The 4,804-nt window shown below is 37.2% G+C and carries 4 protein-coding genes; all 4 read right to left on the reverse strand.

What is annotated here, in order from left to right; genetic code table 11:
• Positions 1-507: 507 nt before the first annotated feature.
• Positions 508-966, reverse strand: a complete 459-nt coding sequence (locus tag AC3DU7_RS25590) for an AAA family ATPase (protein ID WP_488042100.1) — start codon at positions 964-966, stop codon at positions 508-510.
• 80 nt (positions 967-1,046) lie between these two features.
• Entirely contained in the window at positions 1,047-2,333 is a 1,287-nt protein-coding gene (locus AC3DU7_RS25595; RefSeq protein WP_488042101.1) for a glucose-1-phosphate adenylyltransferase, read from the reverse strand.
• Between the two features lie 753 nt (positions 2,334-3,086).
• Positions 3,087-4,265 carry an ATP-binding protein gene (locus tag AC3DU7_RS25600; protein WP_488042102.1) on the reverse strand — a complete coding sequence of 393 codons (1,179 nt, stop codon included), beginning with the start codon at positions 4,263-4,265 and terminating at the stop codon, positions 3,087-3,089.
• Positions 4,250-4,804 (reverse strand): hypothetical protein (locus tag AC3DU7_RS25605; RefSeq protein ID WP_488042103.1); only part of this gene is annotated, 555 nt, incomplete at its 5' end. The genes AC3DU7_RS25605 and AC3DU7_RS25600, both read right to left, overlap by 16 nt.

A 4,804-nucleotide genomic window follows, 5' to 3' on the forward strand; every position in this document is an offset into this window, starting at 1 on the left:
TTTGACTTTACTTATCTCAAGTTATCAAGGTTTAACATTTTTTTAAGTTCGGTTTTTCCTGAAATATTAATAGCAATTGCCGTACTCTATTTTAGACTTTATCTATAGGCACTCAACTATAGTATATCAGCTTGAATTCAAATTATTATCTCTAATATCTTGAGGTTAAATGACTCTCCTCAAACTTTATTTGTGGTGTTATTGATGTGTTCTTGCATCTAAATCAAAAATTGATTATTCATAATAAAAAATATCAGAATAAAGACTTATTTTTAGTTTTGATTTTGCGATAAATTTCATGAATATTGTCTGTATAAAAAATCTCATTTTCACAATTAATAATTAACAATTACCTTTACTGCAAAGAAGAGGATTTAGTAAAAACAATTTTTTCCTTTTTTTGATAGGCAGAGGTTATAAACCTTAATTTTGCAATAGAGTGCAAAAAAATCTCTTCTCTTATGTTTTCTGCTTTGCGATAACAATAACTTTCAATACCTACTTTATTTAGTATATTCTTTTGAGTATATCTAATCCTTCTTCACAGCTTGGAGGAGCATCTGTTAACTGGCGATACATCTTCATGATTACTTCTTCAGGTACTTGACGCTGTCGTTGGCGATTTCTTCTTAAGCATAATTCTAATGTTTTGTCAAGCCATAAACCAGTTAGATGGGTAAATCCACTTTCCTTTGCCTGGTCAATTACTTTTCGTCGTTGCCGACGTTGGACATTAGTAGCGTCATATATGGCAAGATATTTCTGGCGTACAGCTTGGTAAAATTTTTGCTGTACTTGCTGCCATACTCGAAGCCAAGGTCCTTGAATTGCTTCATCACCAAATAACTCAGCACGAATAGCATCAGTCGAAATTAATTGACACTGAGGATATCTAGTAACTATTTTCCTTGCTAGAGTGGATTTGCCACTAGCTGGAAGTCCAATAAGAATAATTAGTCTGGTCATAAACTAGCAAACCCTATGTAGTGGTTAGCAGCATTTACTAATAACCGCTAACCAACTAACAACTAAAACTCAAACACTTACTAGATCACTGTGCCATCTGGGATAATGGCATTCTTCAGGACAACAACAATACCACTACGAATGATAAATCCATCTTCCTCTCGTTGAGCTTCCTCTATACGGTCTTTATTAATTATCTGGACATTGCGACCAATACGGGCGTTTTTATCAACGATCGCCCCACGAATAGTTGTTTCAGCACCGATACCCAATGGGACAATACCCTTTTGTAGTCCAGATTTACGTTCTGCAAAGGGTTCGTAGTAATCTGCACCCATCAGCAGAGAGTCCTCAATTATACAACCAGCTTCAACTCGCGATCGCAATCCTAAAACACAATGGTCAATTCGGCATTGTTTGAGAATACAACCTTCTCCAACGATTGATTCTGTAATTTGACAATCCAAAAGTTTACTTGGTGGTAAGTAACGAGAGCGAGTATAGATAGGAGCTTTTTCATCATAGAAGCTAAAGGGTGGTTGAGGTTGTTGGGTTAAGGCCAAATTAGCTTCATAGAATGACCTAATCGTCCCGATGTCTTCCCAATAACCTTCAAATGGGTAAGCTTGAACGTTATAATCTTTAGCCGAATTAGGTAGAATTTGCTTACCAAAATCTGGAGCGTCGGATTCTTCCAATAGTTTTACCATGACATCTTTATTAAAGACATAAATCCCCATAGAAGCAATGTAGGGTTGTTCTTTAGCAACTTCTGGACTAACTCCTAAAACAGAAGTATCCACTGCCATAATTTTTAGATCGTCTCCTTTAGGTTTTTCGCTAAATTCAATAATCCGACCAGATTCATTGATTTTCATTAAACCAAAATCAGATGCCCGTGCTTCATCAATGGGCAAGACAGACAGAGTAATATCTGCCTTTGTGTCAATATGACGTTGGACAAACTCCCGATAGTCCATGCGGTAGAGATGGTCTCCGGAGAGAATTAGGTAATAATCAACATCCCACTCTTTGAATAACCAGATATATTTACGGACAGCATCTGCTGTTCCTTGGAACCACTCTGGATTATCTTTAGTTTGTTGAGCTGCGAGAACTTCTACAAAACCTTCACTGAAACCAGGGAAGTTATAGGCACGAGTAATATGACGGTTGAGGGAAGCGGAGTTGAATTGGGTCATAACATATATTTTCTGCATTTCTGAGTTGATGCAGTTACTGATAGGAATATCTATCAATCGATATTTCCCAGCTAGGGGTACTGCTGGTTTGGCCCGCAGCTTTGTTAATGGATAGAGACGGGTACCTGCGCCACCGCCTAGAATTATACTTAGTACGTTTTTCACGGTTGAACCTCACTGCCAACAATTTTCTCATTCTCAGTGTCCAATGGTTAGGGATCATTGGCAAGGGGGTAGATTTTATGAAGTCAGAAGTCAGAAGTCAGAAGTTAGAAGTTAGAAGTTAGAAGTAATCCCTGAGTTAGTTTGAGCATTTATAAATTTTCTAAGCTAATTTTCGTGGTGTTATATAGAATCCGGTTAAATACTTATCGTATCTACAGAAGGAAGGCGGAAGGCAGAAGGCAGAAGGGAAAGAATAAAGTTAGAAGTTAGAAGTAATCCCTAAGTTAGTTTGAGCATTTATAAATTTTCTAACCTAAATTTTCGTGGTGTTATGTGTAGATATGGTTAGGTTAAATTTTGGTTATGAGTTGGCGATCGCTAATTATCTTTTCTCTTGTGGGTTTAATCAAGTAAAAGGAAGAAAGCAACATATATAGCAATGAGCGCTGGTATATTTACAAATTGCAGGATTGGCCAAATAGCTAAAAGTCTTATATGATCAGCAATTTATTCCCCCTGTTGCCTGTTGCCTGTTGCCTGTTGCCTGCGCACAGCGCTATATTGGTGCATTGGCGGAGCAAGTGCGACAGCTATATCCCTACTAATACTTCATAATTCTTTACCGAGAAATTGTGGTTTAAAGCCTCCTCTTTTAAGGGGAAAAAAGAAAAAAATTTTTCTTTGAGTCAATCCTCTCCTTGAAAAGAAGAGATAATTATTAATTGTTAATTGTTGAAAAACAACCTCTTAGTTTTACGAATATTGGATAACCCATTGCTCAAATATTTTTGCTCCAATTTTATACTGCTCATCATCAATTTTTTCAATTACTCCTGTGCCAGCTAATACCTCAAAAGCGTCTCCTATTTCACCAATGCTTAAATCAAGATTTTGAGCTATAGACTCAGTTGTTCCCATTCTCTTTTCTATCAGTGCTAAATAAACCGATCGCTCAATTGCAGTAAAACTATAACTCTTTTTTTTATTATCCCACCAAGCAGAAAAATCTCCATCATACTGACGAATTAAGTTGTTGATTAAATTATCTATTATATAAGATTGATCTGAATTTTTATAATCAAAAATTGTGTTGAGTAATTGTTGAATCAAATAGGGATGACCGCCAGACCATTCAATTATTTGCTCAATTTCTTCGCTAGTGAGGAAAATATTTTCAATTTGACGGCGGTAGGCAATTAGTTGTCGTACATCTGACTCTTTCAGAGCTTCCAACCATTCTACTTCAGCAATGTTGAGCAGGGGAGAACCTACTTTCTGTTGATAATCTTTTAAGTCTTGATAACCAGAAAAAATCAAACCGACAAATGGTTTGAGGGCAGTGTCAGTATCTTTCAAAGCTCGGAGATAACTCCAAGCATCGTTTGCCCATTCTTGACTCACAATAAATTCTGCACCATCTATTAAATAGCAAACGCCCACAAAATTTTTCTTTTTCAAGGATTTTAGTATTCTTAGTAAGTCTTGGCGGAAATCTTCATTTATCAGGCGACGTTCGTAGTCTGGGTTAGTCACTTTTAGGGAAATACCTACTTTTTTTATCTCTCCTCCCGAAATTTGTCGCAGTAAACGACGGTAACTTTTACGCCAATTAGATAACCTACCTTCTTTATATTCAGCGAAAGCTTCTTGGAGACGGGCGATCATTAAATAGCGCAGATGGTCTAAATTTTCTGGTCGCTCTTGTTGCAAGTTGAATAATACTGGAAATGCCCGATAGTCGGAATTGCTAGAGGTCAGAAACCGATTTTGAATCGCATTTAACAAGCTGGTTTTTCCCAGACGATGACCTCCTAATAAAATGCGCACTGAAAAAGGCGATCGCTCAACAGCTTTCAAAATATCATTTCGCCCAAAAAAGTAACGGGTGTCTGCTATTGGGAGTTTAAAATCTGGTCTTACGAAAGTTGCCACTCTTGCACCTCCTGTTGTTTCATTTGCATCCGCAACCATTGAGACAGAAGCGGTAATTGTATTTGATACACATCTTCTGCTCCTGACTCTTGCCCTAGGATTAAACCAACTGATTCTAACCACAGCAAAGCATCTAAACAGTCACTTTCTGTTAATTTATTTTCTAGTTTTTTCAGTATAACAGATGAAGGAATTCCTGATTCAAGTTTTTCATTGCAAGCAAGCAACCGCATAATTGCCATTGCTGACTGAAACTCCCGTTTTTCTATGTCGCTCCAAATATTTTGCCCGCAGTAATCTTTTAATACTCCTGAATAAGTGAAGGGTTTGCTCAAATAACGTTGGGCATGGGCAAACTGGATATTTCCTTCATGCTCTGCTGCTACTTTCTTGCACAATAAACTTGCTAATTGGCGAGACACAAAGGGATGTCCGCCACTTCTAATATGAATTTCACTCTGAGTTTCTTCGTCAAAAGTAATTCCCATTAAGTTTCCAATATCAGTCAACATTCGAGTCGTTTCATCCGCAGAAAAGGG

It is taken from the genome of Okeania sp. (assembly GCF_983059655.1).

Bases quoted from the DNA above. Each gene is read 5' to 3' on its own strand.
- AC3DU7_RS25590 (WP_488042100.1), bottom strand. From the start codon at position 966: ATGACCAGACTAATTATTCTTATTGGACTTCCAGCTAGTGGCAAATCC.